Here is a 26,392-nt window from a genome sequence, read left to right as displayed (position 1 = left end):
TAAATAATTGCCCCCAGTGCGTGCGTTGGGGGCAATTATTTGTGTAATACAACGTAATACAAATTATTGAGTTACTAATTACTATTTGCGGCTTGGGCTGCTTGGTGCACTTCAGCAAAACGCCGCATTCTTTCTACTCCTTCGCGTAATTCTTCTGCTTTGCCTGCGTAAGAGAGTCGCACAAATCCGCTTCCTTCTGCGCCGAATGCTTCACCAGGAACAACAGCAACTTTTTCTTCTTTCAAAAGTTTTCTACTAAATTCTTCAGAAGTTAATCCAGTAGGTCGTATGTCAACAAAAACATAAAATGCTCCTTGTGGTTCAATAAGGCGCACAGCTTTACAATCTGCCAGTACTTCCAAAACTAAACTGCGCTTTGTACGATATTCTTCGCGCATTTCGCGCACATGATTTTGCGGTCCAGTGAGCGCTGCAATTGCGCCGTATTGTGCAGTGGAGTTTACAGATGAGTGCATCATTTCTGCAATTTTGCTGGTTTGCTCAATAATATTGCTTGGTGCTAGCAGATAGCCAATGCGCCAACCAGTCATTGCATAAGTTTTTGATAAACTCTCTACAATAATAGTGCGATCTTTCATACCTTCGACAGCTGCAATAGAGGGTGCTACCGCTTCGCCAATTGGTTCGGATTCGGGGCTGCTTGCGAATACAAACGGATGATAAACTTCGTCGGAAATTACCCACAAATCAAATTCTTGGCATACTTTTGCTACTTCTGCGAGTTCTTCTGCACTAGTAACAGCGCCTGTTGGGTTGCATGGTGAGTTGATAATGATTGCGCGAGTATGTGGGGTAATTGCCTTGCGAATTTCGTTTGCATTAATATGCATGCCATGCTCTGGTTGTAAGGCAACTGTGACAGGTGTAGCGTCGCACATTAATACTTCTGCGTCGTAAGAAGTGAAATATGGTGATGGAATAATAACTTCATCGCCTGGATCCACTACAGCTTTAATAGCTAAATATAAACCAATGGTTGCGCCATCAACGGCTTGGATTTCAGAATTTGCGTCATACGTTAAACCTTTTACGCGTTGTGTATAGCAGGCAGCAGCATTACGAAATTCCGGTATTCCTAACACGTCTGTATATTTTGTTTTGCCTGCATGCAGAGATTCGCATGCTGCGTCAACAATGTGTGAAGAAGCAGTTTCCCCTGGTTCGCCTAGACATAACGAAATGGCATCAGGTATTTGTTCTACGCGGTCAAATACGTCTCGAATACCTGAGCGAGGTATCGAGGTTGCGTGTTTTGCTACAGCAACCATATTGTGCTCCTTCTGTAATAGTTAATTGTTGATTTTTATGAAGATGATTACAGTTAATTGTTGGTATTATAGGCTTTGTTTGCATCTTTTATGTTGATTATGAAATATAATACCAGTACTGCTTACAAGAGTATGCTCATATGCTAATCATACATAATTAAAAATGATTGTTTGCAAATACTAGGTAGGCAACAAGAGTCAAGCAATCAAGCATTAAGGAACAATATTTTCTGTATACGAAGTTTCAATAGTGATTATTTTTGCAAAAATCTTAATAAAATAGAATGTGAAAATTTTCTTGTATATCGCACAATTTTTCTCAATCTTTCTTATGAAGAAACTATATTTCCTGTGCAAACCTGGAAAAATAGGGTAAAATCTTCACAAATTTATTGTTTCATGTGTTCGTTATTTGTCGTAGAAACTTTATTTTTTGTATAACTTTGTTCTTTTTCTGTAAAAAATACGGTACTATGGGAGTGACTGCAAGGTGGCGCTAGCTTAGATTCATTTATAGATTCTCAATTCAGCGTCGATGGGAGAATGGAGGACGTATGACCGGAAATCCTCATAAATCTGAAGTTAACATGGTGATGGATTCAACTGACGGAATTATCGTAGATATTCTCGAACATGATGGTCGTGCAACATTAACGCGTTTAGCAAAAGCATCAGGTCTGTCTGTTTCCGCGGTACAATCGCGTGTGCAGAAGCTTGAGCGTAAAGGTATTATCACTGGTTATCGTGCATTGATTGATTACGAGCGTCGTGGTTTACCGGTAAGTGCTTTTGTGTCAGTTACGCCGCTTGATTTTGGTCAAGAGGCAACGATTCCTACAAAACTGCGTGACATACCGGGGATTGAAGCATGTTATTCGATTACTGGTAGTCCAAGTTTTATGTTGGTAGTGCGTGTAGCAACTCCAAGTAAGCTAGAAGAACTTATTAACACAATTCATCGTATTGTGCCAGTGAGTACCGAAACTACTATGGTTTTGCAAACGTATTTCGATTAATTATAATATGTGTGATTTTTCTGAAACAACGATTGACGCTCGCGATAATTCGTCAAATACATGCTGCAAAGATGCTGCAGAAAAGATTATTGCGTTGCGTCAATCGATTGATAATATTGATGGTGCTGTTGTTGCACTGTTAGCTGAGCGCTTTAAAATTACCCAACGCATTGGTGAGATTAAAGCTCAAGCTGGTTTTGCTCCTGCGGATACTCGCCGTGAGCATACGCAGGTGAATCGGCTGCTAGAACTTGCAAAAACAGCCGGATTAGATGCTTCGATTGCCGTGCAATATCACGAATTTGTCGTTACAGAAGCCAAAAAACGTCATAAGCAAATGTTGAATCAAGATTAGACTTACTGTGGCGCGCATATCGCTGTAGCTTATGTTGTGTCGTATATTTGTGCATGCGCTGTGCGTGTGCGCTACGTATATGTAACGTTTTTGTGCATATATTGGCACTGTGGAGCATAAAGGCGGATAATACAAGTATGACTATTGCAACTGTTGAACGTTATGCGCATATGCTTGATGCCGCAAGTCGAGGCGGCTACGCATACCCAGCTATTAATGTTACGAGCACCCAAACGCTGAATGCAGCTCTACAGGGATTTGCAGAGGCTGAGTCTGACGGCATTATTCAAGTATCTGTTGGTGGTTCTGCTTATTTTTCTGGGCAATCTGTGAATAATCGCGTAATAGGCTCTCTTGCTTTTGCTGCTTTTGCGCATGAAGTTGCAGCACAATATCCAAATATAACTATTGCTCTTCACACAGATCATTGCGCTGAATCTTATTTAGATGATTGGATTCGTCCGCTTTTAGCTAAGGAAGCGGAGCAGGTTAAGCATGGTGCCGAGCCTCTGTTCCAATCGCATATGTGGGATGGTTCGACTGTGCCTTTGCAACATAATTTGGATGTAGCGCAGGAGTTACTTGATGTTTCACAAAAGGCGCGTACTATTCTCGAAATTGAAATCGGTGTAGTTGGCGGTGAAGAAGATGGTCATCGTGCCGATATTGATGAGCGCCTATATTCAACACCTGAAGATGCTATGCAAGTAGTAGAAAAACTTGGCTTAGGTGAGCGTGGCAGATATATGGCAGCGTTTACTTTTGGCAATGTTCATGGTGCGTATAAGCCAGGTGTTGTGAAATTGCATCCGCACTTGCTGCAAGAAATTCAGCAAGCAGTGTATGAACGATATAAAGATATTTGCGATACTCGTACGTTTGGCGCGTCGAGAAAGCCTTTCTTGTTGGTATTTCACGGCGGATCTGGTTCAACTCCTCAAGAGATTGCTGAAGCTGTGCGTTACGGCGTAGTCAAAATGAACATTGATACGGATACGCAATACGCTTTTACTCGGGCTATCGCAGGACATATGTTTAGTAATTATGATGCTGTGCTGAAAATAGATGGTGAAGTTGGCGAAAAGAAATTATACGATCCTCGTTCATGGGGGCGTGAAGCTGAAAAAGCTATGGCACAACGTGTCGTAGAAGCGTGCGTGCAGTTAGGCTCTGCCGGAAAAGCGTTACAGTAGATTTTTGCGTTTGACTTGCGTTGTTATCTTGATGATTCGGTAGGGGCGTAGCGCTAGTCTGGTCAGGTAGGAATTATGCTTATTTGAGCGGCGCTAGCTCAAAAAATGGAGGTGCGGCATGCCTGGAATTGTGCTTATTGGTGCTCAATGGGGTGATGAAGGTAAAGGCAAAGCAACAGATTTAATCGGCTCAAAGGTTGATATTGTCGCGCGTTTTAATGGCGGTAATAATGCTGGCCACACGGTAGTAGTCGGAGATAAATCTTACGCACTGCATTTGCTTCCAAGCGGCATTATTAGCCCTAATGTGACGCCTGTAATTGGTAATGGCGTTGTTGTTGATCCAGAAGTTTTATTTGAAGAAATTGATGCCTTGGAATCTCGCGGTGTTGATTGTTCGCGTTTGTTGGTGAGTGAAGCTGCACATATTATTACTCCGTATCATCGAGTTATTGATAAAGTAACTGAGCGTTTCCTTGGTAAGCATAAGATTGGTACAACTGGTCGTGGTATTGGACCTACTTACGCGGATAAAATCAACCGCGTTGGTATTCGTGTGCACGATTTATTTAATGCTGAACATTTACGCGATAAAGTTGAAGCAAGTTTGCATCAAAAAAATCAAATGCTTGTGAAGCTTTATAATCAGCACCCTATTGATATTGATACTGTAACTGCTCAGCTTGTAGAACTTGGTAAACGTTTGAAGCCCTATGTTGCTGACACTTCATTAGTGTTAAATAAAGCAATAGATGAAGGTAAGACCGTACTGTTTGAAGGCGGTCAAGCTACAATGCTTGATGTTGATCATGGTACTTATCCATTCGTCACTTCCTCTAATCCTACTGCAGGTGGTGCTTGCACTGGTACAGGTGTTGGACCTACGCGTATTACTCGTGTAATTGGTGTTGCTAAGGCGTATATCACTCGCGTTGGTGAGGGTCCATTCCCAACTGAGCTTTTGGATGAACAAGGTGACTGGTTGCGTGAGCAGGGTCATGAGTACGGTGTTACTACTGGTCGTCCTCGTCGTTGTGGTTGGTTTGATTCTGTAGTGAGTCGTTACGCTACGCGTGTGAACGGTTTGACGGATATTGTGCTTACTAAACTTGATGTTTTGACTGGTTTGAAGGAAATTCCAGTTTGCGTTGCATATGATGTGACTTTGACAGACGGAACTGTTAAGCGCGTGGAAGAAATGCCGGTAGATCAAGCGCTGTTTGCTTCTGCAAAGCCGGTATATGAAATGATTCCAGGTTGGAATGAGGATATTTCGCAAATTCACAAGTTTGAGGATCTACCTCAGAATACTCAGAATTATGTGAAGCGATTAGAAGAGCTCTCACATTGCCGTATTTCTGCTATTGGCACTGGTCCGCAACGTGATCACATTATTAGCGTTCACTCACTCACTGACTGAAATTGTTTATTAGCTGATGATTAACTTAACAAAACGGCACTTCTCAATCGAGAGTGTCGTTTTGGTTTATGACAAGAGTTTTGAAAAGAGTGAAAATGAAGAGAGTAAGCAAAAAAAATCAGAAAAATAATCGCCGCTTATACCTTTTAGTTTTTATTGGCGGTACTTTAGGAGCATTTGTGCGTGGAATAATTTCTTCCTATGCGCACATAATTCAGCCAGTAGATGGTCAGTCTTCTATATTCGGTCAGCTTACTTTAGGTACTTTCCTATCTAATATGATTGCTTGCTTTATTTTTGCTTTTGTTACTGCAATAGCAGTTAAGGCGTTACCGGCGGAAAAGCAAGCTTTGTTTAAATATGCTCTTGGAACAGGCTTTTGCGGCGGATTGTCAACTATGTCTACTTTCGCATTTGAAGGTGCTATGTCGCTTATTGCTCCGCGCATGACGTTTGCTATTTTGGGTATGATTTTTTCTTTGATTTTTGGCGTTCTCATGGCATTCTTTGGAAGTTGGGTTGGAACAAGAATTGCAAAATGTATCAATAGAAAGCGGGAACAAACTGTTGTAGAAGCTAATACTAAGGCGGTGAAACAATGAATTCATTGTACGTTTTTACTATATTTGTTTTGCCTTGCTTTTTTGGCGGTTTAGGCGCTGTTTTAAGATGCGCCATGACTAAAAAAATTGCTGCAAGCCATAATAGTAGAGTTCCTGTTGCAACTCTGTTTATTAATTGTTTAGCTTCGTTTGCTTTAGGAGTTGTTTCTAATGTTTTCATGGTTGCAGTAGCGATTTTTGGTGCTAATGTTGTTTATTTGATGATTTTAGGATTTTTGGGTGGATTCTCAACTTTTTCTACTGCAATTTTTGAAGGTGTGGAGCTTATTCAAAGAAAGCGCATAAAAGATGGCATTTTTCTGCTTTGCGCGGAGTTGATTGCGCCATTTTTGGCTGCTTCTGTTGGTTATATTGTTTCGCAGATATTGTTATTGTACATATTTTAGTATTTAAAAGTTAAGCATTGTGTGCAGAATCGAGTTGTAGTGAATTTTAAGAATGTAGCGAGCTTTTTAAGTAAGTGGTCAAAGCAAATATCAGAAACTTTTTGTCAGCTTCGCTGGAAAGTAATATTAGCGGGCGTATTCGTTGGCGCAGTTTCCGGTTCGCTTGTAGCTTCCTACAGACTTGGTATTGAGTATGGTACAGATTTTGCGCGCTGGATGTATTTGCAAATGTGGCATAATGCGTGGTGGATTGTGCCATGTGTAGTTTTTGCTATAATTGCCGGTCTCATTATTGGATGGATGAGTATTAAAGAAAGTATGGCTTCCGGAAGCGGTATTCCGCAAGTTGTGGGCTACGTTCGGCGCGGATTAAATATGCGCTGGAACACTATTTTACCGGTACGTTTTGTTGGTGGTTTGTTAGGTTCTTTATTTGGATTGTCGCTTGGGCGTGAAGGCCCGTCAATTCAAATTGGCGCGTGTGGCGCACAGATGTTGTCACGAATTTTCCGCAAAGGCAAGCGTGACGACATACAAGAACATTATATTGTAACTGCTGGCGCTGCTGCTGGTTTATCGGCAGCATTTTCTGCTCCTCTTTCTGGCGTTATGTTTGCGATGGAAGAAGTGCAGCGTGGCTTAACTTCAACTGTTCTTATGGGTGCTGCTGTTGCTTCTTTGTGTGCTGATTTTGTTTCGCAGACATGTTTCGGTTTGCGACCGGTTTTAGATTTCGGGCAAATTCCAGACTTGCCAATGGGATTGCATATTTGGCTTATTCCACTTGGTATTTTTGCTGGATTTGTGGGCTCTTTAATGAATCGTTCACTTCTTGGCTTACAAACGTTGTATGGTTATTTGCCTCAGTGGATGCCGGTTGCGGTAGCCTGCTTAATTGCGATTCCAGTCGGCTTGTTCCTTCCTGAAGTACTTGGCGGCGGCTCTAATCTTGTTCGTCTTTCAGAGTATGGGAAAATAAGTATTGCAATGCTCTGTTTGCTTTTTGTTGCAAAAATGCTGTTTACTTCTACAAGTTTTGGTTGCGGTGCTCCTGGGGGTATTTTTATGCCGATTCTTGCTGTGGGTGCGCTCGCAGGCGGGGTAGCAGCTCGTGGTATTACTAGTGTTTCAGCATTTGGTATTGATGCAAAATTCGTATCTGTGTTCGCAGTCTGTGTGATGGCTGGTACGTTGTCTGCTTCTGTAAAAGCTCCTTTGACTTCGATTTTGCTAACAGTTGAAATGTCTGGAACTATGATTCATACACTTCCAGTTGCAGCTTCCGCGTTTATTGCGCTGCTTATTTCGGATATTCTAAAAACTAAGCCAATTTATGGGGAACTTCTTGAGCGTTATATGCAGTCTCATGGAGATCTTGTGCTTAATCACGCACTGACTTTGGAATAAGTGAGGATTATTTAATTTTTTATTGAAATAATTTCATAGTATTAACGCGAGTTTTAAACACAGTTTTTGAGTTAGATTGGTCTAAATCAGCTTTCAATGTTTTAACCACATTGCTGCGATTCCATTGCATACCAGCTTGCTTATGCGTTTCAATAGGCGCATGAGTATGAATATGAATGCAAATAATAAACTGGCTGATGCTGCTATTGGTAACGTTTCTGGCAGTAGTAGTGTGCGTGTAGGGGAACTGCAAAACACGCAGCGTTATGTTTATCCTCCCCAGGCATCAGCGCAATCGCACAATAGTGGAGTGCCTGGTATTGCAGAGTCTGTAAAAGCAGCTTCGGAAGATCATACGATAATGACTGTATTGCCTCAATATTCTCGTAGCACAACCAGTAGTACTGTTCGTTCGACGCAAGAATATGCACAGGAGCAAATGGTGTGTGGGACGTTGTCTCCGTTGCCCTCAAATATCCTAGTGGGGACTGCTGCAACTGATGGCATTGGATTGAGTACGTCATTATCGTTACTTGCTCGTCATTTAACTATGCGTGGACATCATGTTGCACTTGTTGATGCTGATTTGGTGCATGGCGGTTTAGATGTGCTACTCGGCTTAGAATCTGATGAAGGTCGTCGTTTACAAGAAGTTGAGGCACCGTTAGGTCACTGTGATGGCTATGTATTGTGTAATGAGCTAGTGCACTGGGATGGAGTTGATGTTTTAGCGTTTGCTCCGTGGCAAGGTAAGCGGCCGGAACCGTGGGTAGTTGAGGCTGCTATTCGCGCTTTAGCTGAAGCCTGTGATGTAGTTATTGTAGATATTGGTGCTGGTGAAGTTGCGATGCAGGCTTACAAGAGTATTCCTCAGCTTGCTAATTTAGCAACATTGGCTGCTGTTGAATTATCTGTACTTGATTTAGCTCGTTTTCGTGCTTTCTTTCAAAGGTTTAATAGTGTATACAGTGATGGTGATGGTTCTTGCAATAAATTTGGGGCGATAGGTTTAGCGCCGCGTGGATTAACACAAAAATCGTATGTTTTACATATTGATGAAGCTGCTGAATATTTAACAATTCCAATATTGGGTTCGTTATCTTATGATGCGCGTATGTATGCGAGCATTGTTGGTGGGTATGGTATCCGAGGTATTTCAGCGCCAATGAAAGCGACTATGAAACAGATTGAACGTTGGCTTTTGGGAGATGTTATTGCGCGTACAAAAGATGCAGTAGCTCAATATCGAAGAGTGCAATATCGTCATTTACAGCATACTGGGGGCAGGTATGGTAGTGAGTAAGAGTAATACTCGTGACATAGATTTTGGTATCTTACAGGAATTTGCTGCTGATTTGCATGTTACTGATATGGTTATAAGTGAAGAAGGTCGTGTTTGGGTGGATCGAGGACAAGGTTTACGTGAGTGTGTGCCTCGTGTGCCTTTACGAAATCCTACATTGCTACGAGAATATGCGGTATGGCTTTGCGCTCAGCTTGGTAAAAGACTTGATGATGCTTGTCCTATAGCTGACGCTTCAAGTAAATCTGGTATTCGTATTCATGCAGTATTGGCGCCAGTCGTTGCGCAAGGTGCGGCATTGTCTATTCGTTTCCCTTCGATCAAACGTTGTGATTTGTTATCTTTAAGTAATCAAGGTATGTTCCCTCAAGAATTAGCATATATGTTGAGCGTATTAGTGCAGTTAAGAGCCAATATAGTTATTACTGGAAGTACTGGTTCTGGGAAAACTACTCTTATGAAAGCTTTACTTGCAGTGGCTGATTCACATGATCGAATTGTGTCAGTTGAAGAGACTCGAGAGCTTGGTGCATTGACAGCTAATCATGTTTCATTAAGTGTGCGAGAAGCAAATGTAGAAGGTGCAGGTGAAATTAGTTTATCTCAACTAGTAAAAGCAACGTTAAGAATGCGTCCAGATCGCATCATTCTAGGTGAATGTAGAGGTGAAGAAATTGCGGATTTGTTACGCGTATTCACTTCAGGTCATAAAGGTGGAATGACGACGTTGCACGCTGATGAAGTAGAAAAGGTTCCTGCTCGCCTTATGGCGTTGGGTCTACTTGCTGGATTAGAGCCAGCTGCTTTATGCGCTTTGGCAGCGGGTGCTTTTGATGTGGTTATTCACGTGGAGCGTACAGCAGATGGGCGTCGTATGGTTCGAGAACTTGGTGTTTTAGAGTCATCATCTCAGGGGTCAGTGTTGCGAGGCATTGCTGTTTTGCAGTTGATACGTCGTGCAGATAATCGTTTGAATATGGAAGTTCTGCCAGCTTGGGCTAAATTTGCTCAACGCTGGCAGCTTCCTGAAGATATTACCAGTATTCATACGTGTGCTCTAAGTCAATTGACATCGTAACTTGGTTTGAGAGATTGGGGGGAATGAAGATGGATATTGAAGAGGCGCTCGCAGGGTTACTTGCAGCTCTGCGAGCGGGATCGACATTTGTTATGATCATACAAGCTGATACTAAAATAGAGCATTATAGTAGTGCTTCTGTAATGAATACTGAGCTTATTTATCAGTGGCTTGCTACGCGATGTTTAACTCGTAATCGCGAAATAACTGACAGTCAGCGTCGTCGTCTTGAACGGCATATGCATCATGTTGCTGAAAATCTTATGACTGCGTACCAATTAAGTAATACGCTTGGGTGTGCTATGGCAACTTGCGTAGAGGCTACCGCTGCGTCGTATCATGCTCAGCGTCGTGCTGAAGATTTGCGTGCTGATGTTGCTGCAATGCCTCAAGCCACTATAAAATTACTGACTGCATTGCCTTTTTTGGCACTTCTAGCTGGAGAATTACTCGGTGGACATCCTCTCCTTATGTTAAGCACTACTGTGCATGGGTGGATTCTCTTAGCTCTTGGTGCAGTGTGTTATAGTTTGGGTTTAGCTTGGGTGCGTTCTATGCTTCGAATATCACAACATGCTATGGATAGCGCCATCGTGGGAGGCTAACATGTGGTGGCAGCTTTGGATTATTGTTCCAATATTCGTTGTAATGGTTTGGCAGTGTTGCAATGTGTCTGTAGGTGCGCATGTGTTGGGTGAAGGTGCGCAATTTTTATATGGTAATGCAAGAATGAAATATGAATGGCGAAATGCACGCATATCAGACATTGATCCGCTGCTAGGTTTGCATATGATTATTGTTGCGCTGCGTAGTGGGGCATCTATTCCGAGAGCTCTTACTGCTGTTGGCGAAGTATTGCCGGGGGGCTGTGGTCTATGGCTCTGTGCAGTTTCAGATGCGTTATTAGCTGGTGATACGTGGCATGAAGCTTGGTCTCCTGTTTATGTGCATACTACTCAAATTGATTCTGTTGCTAAAAGTGGTATGAAATTAGTTGAAGGTGAACAAATAGCTTCTTCATCAATATTGGCAAAATGGTTAATGTCAGCATTGTGTGAGTCTTGGTGTTATGGATCATCGCCAGTGCCAGTATTATTGGCTCTTTCGAGCCATTATGAGCGCACTATGGCGAATGCTGCCCGTCAAGAAACTTCGAGATTGTCTGTGCGCCTGCTACTTCCTGTAGGTTTATGTTTTTTGCCGTCTTTTATATGTATTGGCATTGTTCCAACGGTGATGTCGCTTATGCGCTAGTTGTGGGTAAGACTAACAGATTGATTGTTTTCAATAACATGTTGTGATGGTTGAGTGAGCTTTTATCCACATTAAGGATTTTTTATTGGGGACGATGAGGTAACTTGTCACAATGGTAGCATCCGAAAATTTCGGATATTTTGAAGGGAAAGGTACAAGATTATGGTTGGGATAATGCAGAATCTTGCCGTGCGTTGTTCGGTATCGATATTGCAAATGAATGAGCAATTATCAGTAATAGCAACGCGTTTACGGCAGAAAAGTGAGCAATATGCCGGTAATCTTCAACAACGAGATTCGGGTGCAGTTACTGCTGAATATGCTGTTGTTCTTATCGCTGCTACTGGTTTTGCTGCAGTGCTTATTGCTATTTTGAAATCAGGCGCTATACGAACAGCATTGACGCAATTGGTGCAAAAAGCATTGAAGATTAGTTGACGTATTGTGTAATGAAGCAAATGAAATGAGCTTATGATGCGGAAAAATATAGCATGTGAGCGTTTATTGCGTACTAATAGTGTGCATGATTGCGGTGCAGTTACTGCTGAATTTGCTATCGTTCTGCCTTGTGCATTGATGCTTATATTGGTGTTATTGGGTGTTGGTAGGGCAGTAGTATGCGCTATGAATTGCCATGATGCTGCAGCACAAGTTGCATATTATATGGTGACTCATCATGATGATAAAGCTGCTGCAAGTATTGCACAAAAAGTTGCAGGGCCGGGAGCTTCTGTGCGAATAAGTCGAGGCAGTGATATGGCAAATATCGTTGTAAAATGTCCTCTTATTCCAGATCCTTTTCACATATTGCCACCATTGGTGGAGAGTCGTGTTAGTCAGGTTTTAGCATGAATTGGTACCATTATTGTTTGAAACATGTGATATATTTCGCGCGTAAGCGATGCGGTGCAGTAGACTGCGGTTCTGGCACAATGCTAGGCATTATGCTGGTAATCGCAGTCTGCTTAATGCTCGTTTTTTCCACTATTCTAGGTCATGTGTTGAGTTCTAAGCATCAAGCGTATGCTGTTGCTACTGCCTCAGCATTGTCGGGTGCTTCAGCATTGCAACGTATGGAAACTCATGTGTGTAATGCTGCAGCGCGTACAGTTACTTCAAGTCATGCTATTTTGAAGTCATGTGCTTCAACTCATGATGATGTAACTGTTCGTGTTGCCGTGCCGCTGCAGATTCCTTTTGCGCCTAGTGTGGAAGTTGTAGCTCGTGCAGGACTGGAAGATTGTGGTACATCGCATAAATAAAAATAAGGATGTGCTTAAATTTGTATTCAATACCAGGTGGGTGGCAGTTTCTGCTAGTCTGAAATAAGATATATTGGGGAAATAATTAGGTGGCGGTAGATTAAAATGGCACTTGCTTTGTATCGTAGATATCGTCCTGACACATTTGATGGTGTTATTGGGCAGGATCAGGTTACTGTACCTTTGTCTCAAGCATTAGACCAAGGTAAAATTACGCATGCTTATTTATTTTCGGGACCTCGTGGCTGCGGTAAGACTAGCTCTGCTCGCATTTTAGCGCGGTGTATTAATTGCGAAAAAGGACCAACTTCTCACCCGTGTGGTAAATGCCAAAGTTGTAAGGATTTAGCTACGGGCGGTCCTGGTTCGATTGATGTAGTGGAAATCGATGCGGCAAGTCATAACGGTGTCGATGATGCTCGTGAGTTGCGTGAGCGTGCTGGTTTTGCTCCTGCTCGAGATCGTTATAAAATTTTCATTCTTGACGAAGCTCATATGGTTACTCCGCAAGGTTTTAACGCATTGTTAAAAATTGTGGAAGAGCCTCCCGAGCATGTAATGTTTATTTTTGCTACCACTGAGCCAGATAAAGTAATAGGCACTATTCGTTCTCGTACTCATCATTATCCATTCCGCCTTGTTCCTCCGGAAGTGATGAGTCCGTATCTCGAAGACATTTGTAAAAAAGAAAATATTGTTCCAGCTCCTGGAGTGTTGCGTCTAGCTATGCGTGCTGGAGCTGGTTCGATGCGTGATACTCTTTCAGTTCTTGACCAGCTTATGGTTGGTGCTGTTGATGGCACTATTTCGTTAGATTCAGCTGTTGCATTGCTCGGATTTACGCCGAGTGCATTAATTGAAGAAGCTATTGATGCAATTATTGCGCATAATGGTGCTGCGCTGTATGATGTGGTTCGCCGAGTGGTTATAGGAGGGTATGATACTCGTAAATTTGTGGAAGATTTATTGGGACGGATACGTGATCTACTACTTATGGTTGCTGCAGGCGAACAAGCTGCTTCGGAATTATTAAACGATATTGCTCCAGAGGATTTAGTGGCTTTGCAGCGGCAATCTTCTCAATTAACATTGTCGAATTTAACACGTATGGCTCAAACTGTTAACGATGCGTTAAGCGGCATGGCTAGTGCTGTTTCTCCGCGTATGAATTTGGAAATTTTGATGGCACGCTTGCTTGCAGACAGTGAAAGTGCAACTGAAGTTGCTGTTCATATGCCTAGCAGTAGTGTTAATCAATCTCCAGTGCGACAAGATACTGTTACTGCGCAACGTCAGCCTAATCAAGGTAATAGGGCATTTTCTGGAAGTCATTTCGTGGGTTCGCAACGCAATAACAATAATAATGTTGTTGCTGTGCAGGCTACCAATAGTGCAAGTAACACGAATAATACAAATAGCGCCAATACGGCAACAGTTTCAGCAACGCAATCTTCAGCAACTATAGAACATGCAAAACCTGCGCAAGTATCTGCTGAAGCGCTGACAATAACTTCGGCTTCCAGCGCGCAAAGCAATGATTCCAGAGACGTAAACGAAATGTGGAATGAAGTAGTTCTAAAATTGCCGGAAGACGTGCGCGAATACGTAACGAATAAATATGTGCCGCAAGTACAGCTAACTTCAGTTAAACCAGGACGACAACATTTAGTGTTGACTTTTAATGAACCTATGAGTCAACATGCATTCGCGCTCGCAGTGTGTACTACTGCTCCGTATGATGGGCAAAAAGTTCCAAAAGTAGTTATGAGTGTAGTTCATGAGGTATTTGGTGCACAAGTGATGATTGCGCCAGCACCTGTGGCTGCTAATGGTGAACAAGTAGAGTCTGTTGCGCGCATGCAGCCGCAACAACTTGCCCAAGTTAAGCGTGACATTCTATTACGTAAAACTGGTGCAGTTGCTGGTTTTAACAATAAGATTACTGCCGGTAGTAGTGGTGTTACGACTGATAGTTCTGAGAAAAAAGAGTCCTCGGATTTTTACAACACTGATGGTTCTGCAGCGTCAGTAGTTGCCGAGCATACTGCGGAAAGTACAACGTTACGTACAACAATGCAAAAAAATGTCTTGTCAGCGCAACAAAGTACATCTTCTACTGCTCATTTAGCTGCTGCAACGAGTGTTGATGATGATGCTTGGGCTGATATGTCTGCTGTGCCTATTGCAGATGTTGTTACAGTACCTAACTTATCTGTCAGTCAAGCGTCTGCCAATCAGCCTTCTCAAGTTGCCAATAAAACTGAACAGGGAACTGAATCGAGAGCCGGAATAGAACTGGGAGCAGGAACTAAAACAGAACAAGATGTTGACTCTACAGTTTCTCAATCTAATGTTTCTTTAGAACATCCAGCTCAATCGCAAGTACAGCAGAGTCAGCAGAATCAGACATTATCTTCTAATCCTGCTTTTGTTCCAATGCAAGTACCGGCAACGCCAACTAGTGGAGCTTGTGTTGATGAATGTTCGATGGATGACGATTCGCTGGAAGCTACTACTTCAGTGAACATGGATGAGCTTAAGCAAATATTTGAAGTTAAAGTAGTCGAAGAATTTGCAGCTACTGATCCTAAAAATCCTAAGAATGTAGCTGCTAGTGCAAAAAGGAAGCAAGAGGAGTAATAAACCGTGCATAATACATCGTCATACGATGGCGCTATTGGTCGCTTAATTGAGGCGTTTTCAAAGCTTCCGGGTATTGGGCCTAAAGGTGCTCAACGAATTGCTTTTTACATACTTTCGGCGCCTGAATTAGAAGCGCAATCCTTAATAGATGCTATTAGCGATATGAAAGCGAATGTGCGTTTCTGTGATATTTGCGGCAATGTTTGTGAGCAAACTCCTTGTGCTGTTTGTGCTGATCCGCGTCGTGATCATAGCAAAATTTGTGTAGTTGAAGAACCTAAAGATATTATGAGTATTGAACGAACTCACGAGTATACGGGTGTTTATCATGTGCTTGGTGGAGCAATTAATCCAATGGCAAACGTAGGGCCAGGGGATTTAGCGATTACGCAATTACTTGAACGTCTTAAAGATCCTCAAGTAAAAGAGATTATTCTTGCACTTGATCCTAATATTGAGGGTGAAGCAACAGTTACGTATTTAGCTCGCTTATTGGATCCTCTTGGTATTAAAGTTACACGTTTGGCAAGTGGTTTACCTGTTGGTGGTGATCTGGAATACGCTGATGAAATTACACTTGGGCGTGCTTTTACTGGTCGTCAAGCTGTGTAAATCTTGTGCAGTGGTATTAATAAAAAATCGTGAAATAGAGAATACAAAATATAAAATACAAAAAATAGAGTATAACTGGTAATCTTGGCTTCAATCAGATATATATACGTTTATCTGTATCACATAAGCAAGGGGTAAAAATTGGCGCTTATCGTACAGAAATACGGTGGCTCTTCTGTAGCTGATACCGATTCCATACAGCGAGTTGCTAAACGTATTCTTGCTACAAAAGCAGCTGGTCATGATGTAGCAGTGGTTGTTTCCGCAATGGGAGACACTACCGACGATTTGATCGATCAAGCGATGAGTGTCAATGCTCATCCTCCTGCTCGTGAAATGGACATGCTCATGACTGCAGGTGAGCGTATCTCCATGAGTTTACTTGCAATGGCAATTCATGCTCAAGGCTCTCACGCTTACTCTTTTACCGGTTCTCAAGCCGGTTTTATGACAGATACACAGTTTGGTGCAGCGCACATTCGTGCAGTTAAGCCAGATCGTGTTCGTCGTGCGCTCAATAAGGGTAGCGTGGCAATTGTGGCAGGTTTTCAGGGGATTAGTGAAATTGGTGACGACACTACGCTTGGTCGTGGTGGTTCAGACACTTCTGCAGTGGCGCTTGCGGTGGCGCTGCATGCTGATATATGTGAAATTTATACAGATGTTGATGGCGTTTTTACAGCAGATCCGCGTATTGTGCCGACAGCAAAACGAATTCCAGTTATTGATTACGATTCAATGTTAGAAATGTCGTCGTGTGGTTCCCGTGTGCTTGCGTTGCGTTGCGTTGAGTATGCTCAGCGCTTTAGCATGCCTCTTCACGTGCGGAGCTCTTTCTCACATAGGAATGGAACGCTTATTGTGCCGCGTAATGTTGATCCACATAAATTACCTAATTTGAATTAGTTTTATATGTGTGTGAATATGTGTGTTCACCTTAATACTTGAATAGATAATAAACCAACAAATTTTGAGAGCAAGGAAGGTAATAATGGTAAATCAGGATATTCGTTCTACCATGGGTGATTTGTTTCCAGATTTAGGACCGGAAACACCTGTGATTTCAGGTATTGCTCATGATTGTAGTGAATCTATGATTACGGTGCGTGGTATTCCTGATGTTCCTGGCATGGCTGCGAAGGTATTTACTACGCTGGCTAAAGCTAACGCAAATATTGATATGATTGCTCAAGCAAGTGCATCTACTGGTACCGCCGATATTTCTCTTACTGCTCCTAGCTCGTCAATGGAAGCAATTCGTAGAGTGCTTGATGCTGCGCGTGATGAGTTGAAGTTCACTTCTATGGATGTTGATCCTACTGTCGGTAAGGTAGCAGTGGTGGGCGTCGGTATGAAAACACATTCTGGTTTAGCTGCTACGTTCTTTACAGCATTAAGTGAACATGGTATTAATACGCTAATGATTTCTACGTCAGAAATTCGTATTGCTGCTTTAGTGCCGGTTGATCAGCTTGATGAAGCAGTTCGTGCTTTGCACACAGCTTATGGTTTAGATGCAAATCAAATTGAGGCTGTTGTGTATGGTGGTAGTGGCCGTTGAAATTGCTGAAATTATTATGCTATTCGCTGTTGAGGGAGTAATAAGATGACGATTATCAATGAAACAGGTGTGAATGTGGCGGTGCTAGGTGCCACAGGTCAAGTTGGTATGGTTATGCGCCGTGTGCTTGATGAGCGTAATTTTCCAATCAAAGATTTGCGTTTTATGGCTTCTGCTCACTCTGCAGGAACAGTTTTGCAATATCGTGGTAAAGATATTGTTGTAGAAGATGTAGAAAAATCGGATTTGCGTGGAATTGATATTGCTATCTTTTCTGCAGGCGGCGGAACATCAAAAATTTGGGCGCCTAAATTTGCTCAAGCTGGTGCAATCGTAGTAGATAATTCTTCGCAATGGCGTATGCATGATGATGTGCCGCTGGTTGTTGCAGAAGTGAATCCCGAAGATTTAGACACAATCCCTTGTGGTATAGTCGCCAATCCTAATTGCACAACAATGGCATGCATGCCTGTGTTGAAGCCACTTGCCGACGCTTTTGGTTTGCAACGATTAATCGTATCTTCGTATCAAGCTGTTTCGGGTGCTGGTCGTGCTGGCGCTTTACAGCTTATGAATGAGGCTCAAGCTGCGTTAGATCAGGGCGCAGATAAATTGGTTTTTGATGGAAGTGCAATCGATTTTCCGCAACCTACCAAAGTTGTACGCACCATTGCTTTTAATGTAGTGCCTTTTATTGGTGCAATTGTTGATGACGGTTCTGAGGAAACCGATGAAGAGCAGAAGTTGCGTAATGAAAGTCGTAAGATTTTGCACTTACCAAATCTTGCTGCGTCTTGTACTTGCGTGCGAGTTGGCGTTTTTACAGGTCATGGCATGAGTGTTAATGCTGAATTTAAGCATGAGGTGACTCCAGGGATGGCTCGCGAGGTATTGCAGGGTGCTGCTGGTGTTGAATTGAATGATATCCCTACTCCTCAGCTAGCTGCAGGTAGATCTGCAAGTTACGTTGGTAGGATTCGTCAAGATCAAGCTGTAGATGGTAATCGTGGATTGGCTTTGTTTATCGCCAACGATAATCTGCGTAAGGGCGCTGCATTAAATGCTATGCAATTAGCAGAAATTATTGCTGAAAAGCGTCATTTTATACAGTAATTTGAGGCGATTGTAAAGTATTAGTATGTTGTCACATTTGAATATTGATGACTGCGTAAATAAGTCTATACTTTCTGCTGTCTTGTAAGAGATGATGCGTGATTGTGCTCTCGCAATTATAAAAGTCTTTGCGTAAACTGGAAGTATGTCAATAGCATCGGAAGAAATACAGCAGCAGCTTGATCGCATTGTGGCGTTGGGATATCCGGATGTTGCAGATATGAGTGCGGATGCCTTCCGTGCGCTTGCGCGTCCACTGTTACATGCACTCGAGAAAATTGATTTAGGTACGAATATTTTATTAGTTCCTACACGCGAACTGGTATCGCCAGAGTCGTTAATTTCTCGTACGAGTATTGACCGCATGGCAGGTTTTACAACTATGCCTCCGCGTGATATCGCAAGTTTTATGCCGCAAGATGGTTTTGAGCCGCCTGAAGGACCGTTTTATGTAGCTATTGATCCTCATACGGGTACCCAGTATCTCAATCGTGAGCCGGATGTCGCGCACAAACTTATTGATTCTGATGAGCGTTTACCGCTTACTTTAGAGGAAGGTCTTGCGCTTGTGACGCAACACCCAGATTGGTTGGAAAGTAAGAACGGTTTTAATCTACTTGGATCGCAAAGTACTGATGGTCGTGTGCCAAGTATTTGGATGAGCCAAGGTGCTCCACGTTTAGGCGCGGTATGGCAAAATTCTCGCCATACATGGCTTGGCAATGCGTATTGTATGGCGCGTCGCGGAGTTTCACTTTTGCAATAAGCTCGTGTCTTTTGTTCATATTGCGTAAAGTAATATGAAAATACAATAAACATTTGAACGAATACTGTTAACGGATAAATTTCATAAAGGGTGCATTGTGGCATACATAACATTTGACCATGTTGTAAAAGAATACCCGTCTGGTTCTTCAGTTGTGCGGGCTTTGGACGATGCTAGTTTTACGGCAGAACTTGGCGAGCTTACAGTAATTTTAGGTGCGTCAGGTGCTGGAAAAACCACGGCATTAAATATCCTAGGTGGTATGGATACGGCTACAAGTGGTCGCGTTATTGTCGGTGATTGTGATATTACTAAGCTTAAAGGGAAAAGTTTAGTGCGTTACCGTCGTGAAGATATTGGCTTTGTTTTCCAGTTTTATAATCTCGTGCCAAATTTGACTGCGCTTGAAAACGTTGAATTGGCTTCACAGATTTGTTCAGATCATTTTGATCCTGCAAAAACGCTAAGAGATGTTGGATTGGCAGATCGTTTGCAAAACTTCCCAGCGCAACTTTCTGGCGGCGAGCAACAACGCGTATCCATTGCGTGTGCTCTTGCTAAAAAGCCGAAGCTTCTTCTGTGCGACGAACCTACTGGTGCTCTGGACTATGAAACAGGTAAAGCAGTGTTGCAATTATTGCAAAATATCTGTCGTACTGAAGGCATGACAGTGCTGATTATTACTCATAACGCTGCAATCGCACCTATGGCGCATAAAGTTGTGCGTTTTCGCTCTGGAAAAGTCGTAAGCGAGACTATACAAGAGAATCCTATGCCCATTGCTGATATTGAGTGGTGATTGTAATGAGTGCATTATTTATTAGTGCCGTTAGAATGTGGGTTCGCGAATGGCGTCGTTTTTGCGTACTTGCAGTTATTGCGATGCTTGGTGTTGCTGTTATGACAGGAATTTACGCCGGTTGTAACGATATGCTTCTTGGTGCGAATGACATGTACGCAAAGTTACATGCTTATGATTTGCAAATCGTATCTACTTTGGGTTTAACTCAAGATGATGTTGATTCTTTGCGAAAATTATCTAGCATCAGTGAAATTGAAGCAGAACATTCATGGAAAGCTACAGCGCATCCTAATAACGATGAGAGTTCTTCATACGCAATGAATTTTATGCATTACAACTCGCAAAAAAATATGAACCGTCTGCATTTACTTCATGGCAGTATGCCTACTAATAATCGCGAAGCTGTTGTAACTCAACGATTTTTGCACGATAGTGGTTTAAGTATTGGTAGTACCGTTGTTGTAAATTTGCAGCAATCGGCTGCATCTGGCAGCAGTGTTTCAAATAATTCAAATAAAAAATCTGAAAAATATAATCTTCTAATTACTGGAAGCGTCTTAGATAGTAACGATTTAAACAATCCGGAAGGTTACCAGTCAAAAGCTTTTCGTAATTCTGTAACATCTCGCTACCCAATCTTTACGTCTGCAGCCCCAAGCAACATGAGTGACCTGCCGTATTCTGCAATATCTGTGAGATTGAACGATACTAAGAATGTTAATGCGTTTTCTAAATCGTATCGCAATATTGTTGACGATGCGTCTGAAGAAATTCGTGAAAAAGTGCAGTCTCATCGTGAAAAAACTCGTCGTAGTCAAATTATTGATGAGATAGCGAATAGAGAAGCGAAAAATATTATTGCGAATGACCCAAGGCTAAAGCTTGCTCCAAATTCTGTGAAAGAACAAGCAAAAGCGAAAATTCTAAAGCAGATTAAGCCAGAAATTCAAAAGAAAGTTCCTCAAGCACAATGGCATATATCTACTCGAATCGCTAATGATAGTTACGCAAGCTTACGCTCCGACGTTGCTTCAATTCAGTCGCTTGGTTACGCTTTCCCGGCAGTATTTCTTGTTGTTGCCATGATGATGAGCTTAACAGCTATGGCACGTATGGTTGAGGAAGAGCGAGGTCTTATTGGAACGTACCTAAGCCTAGGTTATGGACGTTCGGCTGCAGTTACAAGGCACGCATTCTTCGCTATTTTCGCATGCTTTATTGGTGGCGGAGTTGGAGATATTCTTGGATTCCTTGCAATTCCTTCGCTTCTTTTGAAGATTTTGCGCGGGCTTTACGTTGTTCCAGGTGTTAGGTTGCGTTACGACTGGTTATACGGTTCACTGTGTGTGCTTGCTTTTGTGATTCCTGTAGCAGTCTGCACAATAGTTGTTAGTTGGCGTGAAACAAAGCAAGTTCCTGCTGATTTACTTCGTCCAAAAGCTCCAAAAGCCGGTGCTCGCGTACTTCTTGAGCGTTTGCCTTGGATTTGGAAGCGTATGAGCTTCCTAAATAAAGTAACTATTCGCAACATAGCGCGCTTTAAAGGCAGATTATGCATGACAATCGGCGGTGTTGCTGGTTGCACTGCACTTATTGTGTGTGGTCTTGCGTTAAACGATACTGTTGCAACTTTAGGAACTCGCCAATACGAGGGAATCTACCATTACGATATGATTGCGATTTCTGCCCCCGATTCTTTCCAAAGCATGAGAAAACGTGTGGAACAAGATAAGTCGAATAATAAAGTAGAAACTATGCTTCCTGCTTACATAAGTTCCGGCGAAATTGCTAAGCATCAAAATTCGGGCAACAACAAATCTGAACATCATAATGTAGAAGATACTGAAAGCATACAAATGATTGTTGTAAAAGACGTAGCGACATTAGCTCGTCTTGTGCGATTGCAAAATATTGACAACAATTTGCAGCCTGTTAAGCTCACAGATAACGGTCCGTTGCTTTCTCAAAGTGCGGCAGCTTCTCTCGATATTAATCGTGGCAATGAAATCACCGTAACTAACGCAGGTTTTAAGCGTGCAACAGTAAAAGTTCATGCTATTGTTCGCAACCTTATTGGTTCAAATATGTACATGACTGCTAGATGTTATGAACGGTTGTTTAACGCTAACAATAGTAAATCTTTGAAACATAATGCGTTAATGCTTCGTTTGCGTGGCAGTGATAATAAAAAGATAGAATATGCGAATAATATTGCTGAGCGTGATGCTGTTCTTGCAGTTATGAATATTACACAAATGAAGCACGCTTTTAGTTTTGATTTGATGAATGCTGTTGTTGCGTTAATTGTGACGTTAGCTGCAGGCTTGGCTTTAGCAGTGCTATTTACTTTGGCTAGTACGAATATTTCTGAACGTTCTCGCGAAATGGCGACGTTGAAAGTTCTTGGCTTCTATCGTAGAGAAGTTCATTCTTATGTTCATAAGGAAATGCTCATTCTTACTATAATTGGTATTGCAGTAGGTTTGCCATTAGGTAGGCTGATTGCAGGTTTGCTCACTAACGCACTGAAAATGCCATCATTGTATTTTGAAGTTGAAGTAGCGCCATTAAGTTATGGTATCGCTGGTGCTGCTACATTAATTTTTGCACTAATTGTGCAGTGGGCAACTAATCCTGCTCTTGACCGAATTGATCCAGTTAGTTCGCTAAAAAGTGTGGAATAGTAGCAAGAGATAATGCTTTTGCCGGCTAATAGTTACGGGTTCCGATAAAATTAGAAGTTCATGGTTACTAAGAAACGGAGTTATAGCAATGAGTAAGACGACGAATAGTGGTGTAAATGTGGGTTCTACACAATCGGAATCTACAGAAGAAGCCGTTGACTCGTCTTCTCATATTGCATCTTCAACACATTACGCGCATGGGGAAGAAAGCGCACATACGAACCAAATGGAACGAAGTCTTACTAAGCGTCACGTGCAATTTATTGCTATTGGTGGCACGATTGGTACAGGTTTGTTCCTTGGATCTGGAAAGTCTATTAGTTTAACTGGTCCAAGCATTGTATTCGTTTACATTATTGTTGGTTTGATTATGTTCCTGCTCATGCGTGGCATTGGTGAGTTGATGTACAAAGATCCGAATCAGCATACATTTATTAGCTTTATTACGCGCTATCTTGGTAGGGGTTGGGGCAATTTTGCTGGCTGGTCATACTGGTTTGTACTTGTGTTGATTGGTATGAGCGAAATTACTGCTGTGAGTACATATTGCGTCACATTTTTTGAAACTTTTGATATTGATGTGAGCCATTGGAAATGGCTGATAGAAGTAGTGTTCTTAGCTGCTTTAGTGTGCATTAATTTAGTTGCTGTAAAGCTTTTTGGAGAAACAGAATTTTGGTTCTCTATGATTAAAATTACGCTGATTGTAGCGCTTATTGTAACTGCGGTAGTTATGGTTGTAATTGGCTATCATTACCCAGCAACTCCTCTTCATGGTGGTGTAGTCAGTCCGGCAGGTCATGTTGGATTTGATAATATTTTCAACAATTTTTCGTTGATGCCAAATGGCTGGCTTGCATTTTTGATGAGCTTCCAAATGGTGTTTTATGCGTATCAGCTTATTGAGTTCGTAGGTGTGACAGTTTCGGAAACAAAGAATCCTCGCCATGTGTTGCCGAAAGCTGTGAACGAAATCATTATGCGCATTTTAATTTTTTATGTTGGTGCTCTTGTAGCAATTATGCTAATTGTGCCGTGGCAACGTTTTAAGGCGACGAATGCTGAAGGCGTGTTTATGTCGCCATTTATTATGGTATTCCAATATGCGGGAGTGCATTGGGCTTCTGCGCTCGTATTCTTTGTTGTTATTACGGCTGCCTCTTCTGCCCTTAACTCGTTGCTGTACTCTGCTGGAAGGCACATGTATCAGATTGCGCTTGAATCACCTTCTCCAATTCTGGGTAAGTTGCGCAAAGTGTCGCATACAAAGGTTCCTGCTCGTGCTATCGTATTCTCAGCTGCTTTGATTCTGCTTTCACCGGTTATTAATTCAATTCCGGGTGTGCATGGTGCGTTTATTCTATTTGCTTCGGCATCTTCTGCAGTTATTATCATGATCTATATTTTGATTATGGTTACCCACCGTAAGTATCGTCAATCAGCTGATTTTCTGCCAGATGGTTTCGTAATGCCGCATTATAAGCTTCTGAATTCTCTTACTATTGCATTCTTTGTGTTTGTGTATATTACGTTATTTATTAGCGACGATACACGTGTTTCTGCAATTGGCGGTTTAGTGTGGCTGGTGTTATTTGGCGGTTATTGCGCATTGCATGAGCGTTGGCAGAATCGCGATTTAGCTGAAGCATTAGGCAAGTAGTGTTTCCTACTACGCAATTTCTGTTATGCTTGCTGTGTGCGAATTATTGTTGCAGATTGTAGTGCCGAGTATACAGGCCGATTAAATGCTATGCTCCCATTGGCTAAACGTGTTTTGCTTATTAAGGCAGATGGTAGCGTATTGATTTTTTCAGAGCTTGGTGCATATAAGCCGCTTAATTGGATGGTTGCTCCCTGTACTATGCGCATTCTTCAAAAAGAAAATGGTACCGATGCTGCTTCCAATGAGGTTGCTGATGGCTGTGTTCTACGTGTTACTGCTGTAAAAAGTGATGATTTGCTTAAAATCTCTTTGGCGCATATATATAGTGATAGTACTTATGACTTGGGTGAAGATCCTGGCTTAGTGAAAGATGGCGTTGAGGAGCATTTGCAGCGTTATTTAGCTGAACAGATTGAGCGTATTGGAGATGGTGCTAAGCTAGTTCGTCGCGAGTATCCAACGGCGATAGGTCCGGTAGATATTATGGCTCAAGATGCAAATGGCGTACATGTGGCTATTGAGATTAAACGCCATGGGGGCATTGATGGTGTAGAGCAGCTTACTCGCTACTGTGAATTGCTTAATCGTGATCCGTTACTTAAGCCTGTCCGCGGTATTTTTGCTGCGCAAACGATTAGTCCACAGGCGCGAGTTTTGGCTGAAGATCGCGGTTTTACTTGCCTTATTCTTGACTATGACGATATGCGTGGTGTAGAGTCTGATGCTCTTCGTCTGTTTTAAGGCAGATTATTTATACAAAGGTAATTTATGCGGAAGCCCCTCTTAGAGGGGCTTCCGTTGATTATTTTTAGTAAGCTAGTAGCTTATTATTGTTTTCTTATTGAGTTATTCCAAATTATTTTTGTGCACTTGCGTTATGCGCACGTGCACAATTATTTGCTCACGAAGCGTAGAGGATATCTACAACGAAGTACAGTGTAGAGTTAGCAGGAATTGACACATTTCCTCGCATATCTTTCTTCTCTTCGCTGCCATAGCCCTCATTTGGTGGAATAACAAGCAGTACTTGCGAACCGACCTTTTTACCAGTTAGACCTTTAGTCCAGCCAGAAATCACTTGACCTGCAAGTGAGAAGTTGATAGGCATGCCTCGAGTCCATGAGGAATCAAATTGATGTAGTTTGCCATCTTTATCGAGAGTCCAGCCGGTATAATGCACGGAAACTGTGCTATTTTCAGGTACTTTCTTTCCAGTGCCTTCAATAACAGTTTGTGAAACTAATTTTCCATTTGGCTTGTAGCCATTCAAATCAAGCGAAGGCTTGCCTGAAGCATCACGCGTAACTTTTGGCAATTGCGCAGGAATATTAGTTACTTCTTTACCTGTTGCGCGAGTTAACGATTTTTCGCGAGATACTAGTGTCAGTACCATAACATACGCAGGATTCTTGCCGCTAGCACTGATGCCAAATGCGATAGTAGTGTTAATCCTCTTACCTTTAAGCAGTGCATAGTATGGACGACTTGTTGTTTTCTTATTGATGGAAATAGAGCAATCAGTGCGATTTTCTTTCCAAGTATTCAGCAGCTCTTTACCGTCTTTAGCGGAAAGCACGATACCTTGTGAGCATACACGATCGCCTTCTTGAATAACATCACCATTGCCTCGTTGCAAAATAGCATATGTATTCTTTTTCACATCTAACGGTGTTTGTAGCTTAACATCTGGTTTTTTCCCAAGTTCACCAGAGGCGCTCACGCCTTTCAGTAGCTGCATGCCTACTTTTTGAGCATTTTCATCGGCTGCGCCTTCATTGTTGTTGTTACCGCAGGAAGATAATCCTACGCATAATGCTATGGCGCTCATAACGGCAAAAGCGCGCATTACCAGTGGTTTTTGTTTAAAAATTGTGATTTTTTGCATAAGACTACACTACAGCCTGATATTGATTTTGAAGCAAATTCTGCAACTGGTATAGAAAGACTGTAGAATGGTATTGC

At 42.2% G+C, this 26,392-nt stretch carries 26 protein-coding genes; 24 read left to right on the top strand and 2 right to left on the bottom strand.

Going from position 1 to position 26,392, the window contains the following annotated elements; all coding sequences use genetic code 11:
• Positions 1-74 precede the first annotated feature (74 nt).
• Positions 75-1,289: a pyridoxal phosphate-dependent aminotransferase gene (locus tag HXT28_RS05525; protein WP_422113351.1), complete on the bottom strand. Its 1,215-nt coding sequence runs from the start codon at positions 1,287-1,289 to the stop codon at positions 75-77.
• Between the two features lie 554 nt (positions 1,290-1,843).
• On the opposite strand from HXT28_RS05525, the gene HXT28_RS05520 reads away from it, so the two are divergent.
• The 24 genes from HXT28_RS05520 to nucS all read left to right on the top strand — a co-directional run bounded on the left by HXT28_RS05520 (position 1,844) and on the right by nucS (position 25,171).
• Positions 1,844-2,305 (top strand): Lrp/AsnC family transcriptional regulator, encoded by a 462-nt coding sequence (locus tag HXT28_RS05520; protein ID WP_016636503.1) that lies wholly within the window; start codon positions 1,844-1,846, stop codon positions 2,303-2,305.
• Between the two features lie 7 nt (positions 2,306-2,312).
• Positions 2,313-2,660, top strand: a complete 348-nt coding sequence (locus tag HXT28_RS05515) for a chorismate mutase (RefSeq protein WP_422113350.1) — start codon at positions 2,313-2,315, stop codon at positions 2,658-2,660.
• 137 nt (positions 2,661-2,797) lie between these two features.
• A complete protein-coding gene (gene fbaA / locus HXT28_RS05510; RefSeq protein WP_032814715.1) occupies positions 2,798-3,853 on the top strand; it encodes a class II fructose-bisphosphate aldolase in 1,056 nt (351 codons plus the stop codon).
• A gap of 118 nt (positions 3,854-3,971) precedes the next feature.
• Positions 3,972-5,273, top strand: coding sequence for an adenylosuccinate synthase (locus HXT28_RS05505; RefSeq protein ID WP_016636506.1), 1,302 nt, complete (start codon positions 3,972-3,974; stop codon positions 5,271-5,273).
• Positions 5,274-5,368: 95 nt separating this feature from the next.
• A complete protein-coding gene (locus tag HXT28_RS05500) occupies positions 5,369-5,875 on the top strand; it encodes a fluoride efflux transporter FluC (RefSeq protein WP_032814717.1) in 507 nt (168 codons plus the stop codon).
• Positions 5,872-6,282, top strand: a complete 411-nt coding sequence (locus tag HXT28_RS05495) for a fluoride efflux transporter FluC (protein ID WP_016636508.1) — start codon at positions 5,872-5,874, stop codon at positions 6,280-6,282. Before HXT28_RS05500 ends, HXT28_RS05495 begins: the two co-directional genes overlap by 4 nt.
• A 39-nt stretch (positions 6,283-6,321) precedes the next feature.
• Positions 6,322-7,689: a ClC family H(+)/Cl(-) exchange transporter gene (locus HXT28_RS05490; protein ID WP_064346779.1), complete on the top strand. Its 1,368-nt coding sequence runs from the start codon at positions 6,322-6,324 to the stop codon at positions 7,687-7,689.
• 166 nt (positions 7,690-7,855) lie between these two features.
• The gene (locus tag HXT28_RS05485) at positions 7,856-8,992 is read left to right on the top strand and encodes an ATPase (RefSeq protein ID WP_422113349.1); all 1,137 of its coding nucleotides are present in this window, start codon (positions 7,856-7,858) and stop codon (positions 8,990-8,992) included.
• On the top strand, positions 8,979-10,070 hold the full coding sequence (locus HXT28_RS05480; RefSeq protein WP_032814721.1) for a CpaF family protein: 1,092 nt from the start codon (positions 8,979-8,981) through the stop codon (positions 10,068-10,070). The genes HXT28_RS05485 and HXT28_RS05480 overlap by 14 nt, the downstream gene beginning before the upstream one ends.
• Positions 10,071-10,099: 29 nt before the next feature.
• Complete coding sequence (locus HXT28_RS05475; RefSeq protein ID WP_032814722.1) at positions 10,100-10,675, top strand: hypothetical protein; 576 nt, start codon at positions 10,100-10,102, stop codon at positions 10,673-10,675.
• Position 10,676: 1 nt separating this feature from the next.
• On the top strand, positions 10,677-11,324 hold the full coding sequence (locus HXT28_RS05470) for a type II secretion system F family protein (protein ID WP_064346782.1): 648 nt from the start codon (positions 10,677-10,679) through the stop codon (positions 11,322-11,324).
• Positions 11,325-11,486: 162 nt separating this feature from the next.
• On the top strand, positions 11,487-11,762 hold the full coding sequence (locus HXT28_RS05465; protein WP_064346783.1) for a DUF4244 domain-containing protein: 276 nt from the start codon (positions 11,487-11,489) through the stop codon (positions 11,760-11,762).
• 36 nt (positions 11,763-11,798) lie between these two features.
• Positions 11,799-12,176, top strand: coding sequence for a TadE/TadG family type IV pilus assembly protein (locus HXT28_RS05460; RefSeq protein WP_196227881.1), 378 nt, complete (start codon positions 11,799-11,801; stop codon positions 12,174-12,176).
• A complete protein-coding gene (locus tag HXT28_RS05455; RefSeq protein ID WP_016636516.1) occupies positions 12,173-12,586 on the top strand; it encodes an Rv3654c family TadE-like protein in 414 nt (137 codons plus the stop codon). The genes HXT28_RS05460 and HXT28_RS05455 overlap by 4 nt, the downstream gene beginning before the upstream one ends.
• A gap of 105 nt (positions 12,587-12,691) precedes the next feature.
• Positions 12,692-15,226 carry a DNA polymerase III subunit gamma/tau gene (dnaX, locus tag HXT28_RS05450; protein ID WP_064346786.1) on the top strand — a complete coding sequence of 845 codons (2,535 nt, stop codon included), beginning with the start codon at positions 12,692-12,694 and terminating at the stop codon, positions 15,224-15,226.
• Between the two features lie 6 nt (positions 15,227-15,232).
• On the top strand, positions 15,233-15,841 hold the full coding sequence (gene recR / locus HXT28_RS05445) for a recombination mediator RecR (RefSeq protein WP_016636518.1): 609 nt from the start codon (positions 15,233-15,235) through the stop codon (positions 15,839-15,841).
• A 141-nt stretch (positions 15,842-15,982) separates the two neighbouring features.
• A complete protein-coding gene (locus tag HXT28_RS05440) occupies positions 15,983-16,747 on the top strand; it encodes an aspartate kinase (RefSeq protein WP_016636519.1) in 765 nt (254 codons plus the stop codon).
• Between the two features lie 85 nt (positions 16,748-16,832).
• Positions 16,833-17,402, top strand: coding sequence for an ACT domain-containing protein (locus tag HXT28_RS05435; protein WP_064346787.1), 570 nt, complete (start codon positions 16,833-16,835; stop codon positions 17,400-17,402).
• Positions 17,403-17,447: 45 nt separating this feature from the next.
• Positions 17,448-18,515: an aspartate-semialdehyde dehydrogenase gene (locus HXT28_RS05430; protein ID WP_064346789.1), complete on the top strand. Its 1,068-nt coding sequence runs from the start codon at positions 17,448-17,450 to the stop codon at positions 18,513-18,515.
• A gap of 145 nt (positions 18,516-18,660) precedes the next feature.
• Entirely contained in the window at positions 18,661-19,281 is a 621-nt protein-coding gene (locus HXT28_RS05425) for a DUF5701 family protein (RefSeq protein WP_016636522.1), read from the top strand.
• Between the two features lie 97 nt (positions 19,282-19,378).
• Positions 19,379-20,080, top strand: coding sequence for an ABC transporter ATP-binding protein (locus HXT28_RS05420; RefSeq protein ID WP_422113348.1), 702 nt, complete (start codon positions 19,379-19,381; stop codon positions 20,078-20,080).
• 5 nt (positions 20,081-20,085) lie between these two features.
• Entirely contained in the window at positions 20,086-22,767 is a 2,682-nt protein-coding gene (locus tag HXT28_RS05415) for an FtsX-like permease family protein (protein WP_422113347.1), read from the top strand.
• Positions 22,768-22,993: 226 nt separating this feature from the next.
• The gene (locus HXT28_RS05410) at positions 22,994-24,427 is read left to right on the top strand and encodes an amino acid permease (protein WP_155237199.1); all 1,434 of its coding nucleotides are present in this window, start codon (positions 22,994-22,996) and stop codon (positions 24,425-24,427) included.
• Positions 24,428-24,463: 36 nt separating this feature from the next.
• Entirely contained in the window at positions 24,464-25,171 is a 708-nt protein-coding gene (gene nucS, locus HXT28_RS05405) for an endonuclease NucS (RefSeq protein ID WP_064346795.1), read from the top strand.
• Positions 25,172-25,331: 160 nt separating this feature from the next.
• Here the strand turns inward: nucS and HXT28_RS05400 are convergent, their stop codons facing one another.
• Positions 25,332-26,315 (bottom strand): FKBP-type peptidyl-prolyl cis-trans isomerase, encoded by a 984-nt coding sequence (locus tag HXT28_RS05400; protein ID WP_422113346.1) that lies wholly within the window; start codon positions 26,313-26,315, stop codon positions 25,332-25,334.
• Positions 26,316-26,392 lie beyond the last annotated feature (77 nt).

The sequence above is a fragment of the Gardnerella washingtoni genome, assembly GCF_049262705.1.
Lineage (GTDB): Bacteria > Actinomycetota > Actinomycetes > Actinomycetales > Bifidobacteriaceae > Bifidobacterium > Bifidobacterium vaginale_D.
This window is presented reverse-complemented; position numbering and strand designations above follow the sequence as displayed.

Bases quoted from the DNA above. Each gene is read 5' to 3' on its own strand.
- HXT28_RS05465 (WP_064346783.1), top strand. From the start codon at position 11,487: ATGGTTGGGATAATGCAGAATCTTGCCGTGCGTTGTTCGGTATCGATA.
- HXT28_RS05415 (WP_422113347.1), top strand. From the start codon at position 20,086: ATGAGTGCATTATTTATTAGTGCCGTTAGAATGTGGGTTCGCGAATGG.
- HXT28_RS05430 (WP_064346789.1), top strand. From the start codon at position 17,448: ATGACGATTATCAATGAAACAGGTGTGAATGTGGCGGTGCTAGGTGCC.
- dnaX (WP_064346786.1), top strand. From the start codon at position 12,692: ATGGCACTTGCTTTGTATCGTAGATATCGTCCTGACACATTTGATGGT.
- HXT28_RS05480 (WP_032814721.1), top strand. From the start codon at position 8,979: ATGGTAGTGAGTAAGAGTAATACTCGTGACATAGATTTTGGTATCTTA.
- HXT28_RS05435 (WP_064346787.1), top strand. From the start codon at position 16,833: ATGGTAAATCAGGATATTCGTTCTACCATGGGTGATTTGTTTCCAGAT.
- HXT28_RS05400 (WP_422113346.1), bottom strand. From the start codon at position 26,315: ATGCAAAAAATCACAATTTTTAAACAAAAACCACTGGTAATGCGCGCT.
- HXT28_RS05505 (WP_016636506.1), top strand. From the start codon at position 3,972: ATGCCTGGAATTGTGCTTATTGGTGCTCAATGGGGTGATGAAGGTAAA.
- HXT28_RS05410 (WP_155237199.1), top strand. From the start codon at position 22,994: ATGGAACGAAGTCTTACTAAGCGTCACGTGCAATTTATTGCTATTGGT.
- HXT28_RS05515 (WP_422113350.1), top strand. From the start codon at position 2,313: ATGTGTGATTTTTCTGAAACAACGATTGACGCTCGCGATAATTCGTCA.
- HXT28_RS05460 (WP_196227881.1), top strand. From the start codon at position 11,799: ATGCGGAAAAATATAGCATGTGAGCGTTTATTGCGTACTAATAGTGTG.
- HXT28_RS05495 (WP_016636508.1), top strand. From the start codon at position 5,872: ATGAATTCATTGTACGTTTTTACTATATTTGTTTTGCCTTGCTTTTTT.
- HXT28_RS05455 (WP_016636516.1), top strand. From the start codon at position 12,173: ATGAATTGGTACCATTATTGTTTGAAACATGTGATATATTTCGCGCGT.
- HXT28_RS05500 (WP_032814717.1), top strand. From the start codon at position 5,369: ATGAAGAGAGTAAGCAAAAAAAATCAGAAAAATAATCGCCGCTTATAC.
- HXT28_RS05425 (WP_016636522.1), top strand. From the start codon at position 18,661: ATGTCAATAGCATCGGAAGAAATACAGCAGCAGCTTGATCGCATTGTG.
- HXT28_RS05475 (WP_032814722.1), top strand. From the start codon at position 10,100: ATGGATATTGAAGAGGCGCTCGCAGGGTTACTTGCAGCTCTGCGAGCG.
- HXT28_RS05485 (WP_422113349.1), top strand. From the start codon at position 7,856: ATGAATATGAATGCAAATAATAAACTGGCTGATGCTGCTATTGGTAAC.
- HXT28_RS05520 (WP_016636503.1), top strand. From the start codon at position 1,844: ATGACCGGAAATCCTCATAAATCTGAAGTTAACATGGTGATGGATTCA.
- HXT28_RS05525 (WP_422113351.1), bottom strand. From the start codon at position 1,289: ATGGTTGCTGTAGCAAAACACGCAACCTCGATACCTCGCTCAGGTATT.
- fbaA (WP_032814715.1), top strand. From the start codon at position 2,798: ATGACTATTGCAACTGTTGAACGTTATGCGCATATGCTTGATGCCGCA.
- HXT28_RS05470 (WP_064346782.1), top strand. From the start codon at position 10,677: ATGTGGTGGCAGCTTTGGATTATTGTTCCAATATTCGTTGTAATGGTT.